This window comes from Enterorhabdus sp. P55, from assembly GCF_009911695.1.
Lineage (GTDB): Bacteria > Actinomycetota > Coriobacteriia > Coriobacteriales > Eggerthellaceae > Enterorhabdus.
Genome location: NZ_QWKK01000221.1, coordinates 1 through 1,655 on the forward strand (window position 1 = coordinate 1; position 1,655 = coordinate 1,655).

At 73.3% G+C, this 1,655-nt stretch carries 1 protein-coding gene; it reads right to left on the reverse strand.

Translation table 11 applies throughout. The features are described 5' to 3' along the window. Nucleotides 1–1,655 (reverse strand): Sua5/YciO/YrdC/YwlC family protein (locus D1643_RS10930; RefSeq protein ID WP_160710633.1); only part of this gene is annotated, 1,655 nt, incomplete at both ends.

Consider the following 1,655-nt stretch of genomic DNA (forward strand, 5'->3'; position numbering starts at 1 on the left):
CGCGCGCCGCCTGGGCAGCCGGCTCGTCCACGCGGGCGCTGACCGCCGCGCGCGCGGCGACGTCGGCCGGGGCCGCGGACAGCCGGTCGGCGAAGGCCGAGGGCACGCGGCCCTCGATGGCGGCCTCAAGCAGGATGGCGCCCTCGCCTTCGTAGGCCGGCGCGAGGCACAGGCCCAGCAGCGCGCTCGCGGCGTCAAAGAGCCGGCCGACCGACGAGGTCATGGGCGTGTTGAGGCCGCGCTCGATCATCTGGTCGCACAGGCCGGCCGCATCGGCGCCCAAGGCCTCCAGAGCCGGAGCCGCGCCGGGATGGTCAAGCAAATCGAAGGCCCACAGCACGCCATAGGCCATGCGCAGCGGGTGCTTGATGGCCGCCGCGCCGCCAGGCATGGGCACGTAGGCGAAGTTGCCGAAGCGCTCGAAGGCCGCCGGGTTGGCCAGCAGCACCTCGCCGCCCCAGATGGCGCCGTCAGGGCCATAGCCCGTGCCGTCGAAGGCGATGCCGCACACTGCGTCAGATAGTCCGTGCTCAGCCATCACCGACACCACGTGAGCGTGGTGGTGCTGCACTCGGACAACGGGAATATCCTGGTCGGCCGCCCACTTGCTGGTGAGGTACTCCGGATGCAGGTCGCAGGCGACAAGCCCCGGCTCCACCTCGAAGAGCCCCTCGAAGCGGCGCTTGGCGGCCAGCCACGCGTCGTAGACGTCGGCGTTCTCCATATCGCCGATATGCTGGGAGACGAAGGCCTCGGCTCCGCGCAGCAACGCGAAGGTGTTCTTCTGCTCGGGCCCGGTGGCGAAGATGTCGGGGGACGCCGCAGGCGCAAGGGCCTCGCCGGCCTCCGGCGCACCGGCGCGAGCCTCCTCGGCCGCCTTCACCAGGGGCACCTCGATGGGCAGCGGCGCGAAGCCGCGAGCTCGGCGGATCACCTGCACCGCGTCGCCGGCGCTCCCCGCGCTGATGACCCTCACCACCGAGTCGTCGAAGCGCGTGAGGATGGGGCGGTCGTTGCCCAAAAAGCCGTCGGCCACCGCGGCCAGGCGCTCGTAGGCGTCCTCGTCGTCGATGACGATGGGCTCGTCATGCAAGTTGCCCGAGGTCATCACCAGCAGCGGCGGATTGGCCGCCAAGGCCGCCGCGGAGGCGTCCGCGTCCGAACCTCCCTCCCCGCCCGCGGCCGCCCGCCACGCCTCGGCGAAGTCGTGCATCAGCAGGTGCTGCACCGGCGTATAGGGAAGCATCACGCCCAGCTCGGTCAGCTTGTCGGCCAGCCCGGGGGCAAACACGGCGTCCGGGCGCTTGCGCAGCAGCACGATGGGGCGCGCCGGCCCGGCCAGCACGGCCTCCTCGGCCGCGTCCACCTCGCACACCGCCCGCGCGGCGTCCGCATCAGCCGCCATCACCGCGAAGGCCTTGCCCTCGCGGCGCTTGCGGGCGCGCAGCAGCGCCACCGCGGCAGGGTTGTTGGCGTCGCACACCAGGTGGAACCCGCCGAGCCCCTTCACGGCCAGTACCTTCCCCGCCAGGAGCATCTCCACCGCGCGGGCCAGGATGGCGTCGGATTCCTCGCGCGTGGCGCCCCAGCGGATGGCCAGCCCCGCCGCCGTGCGCGCCGGACGCCCCAGGCCCGCGCCCGCGCCCGCGGCCGCG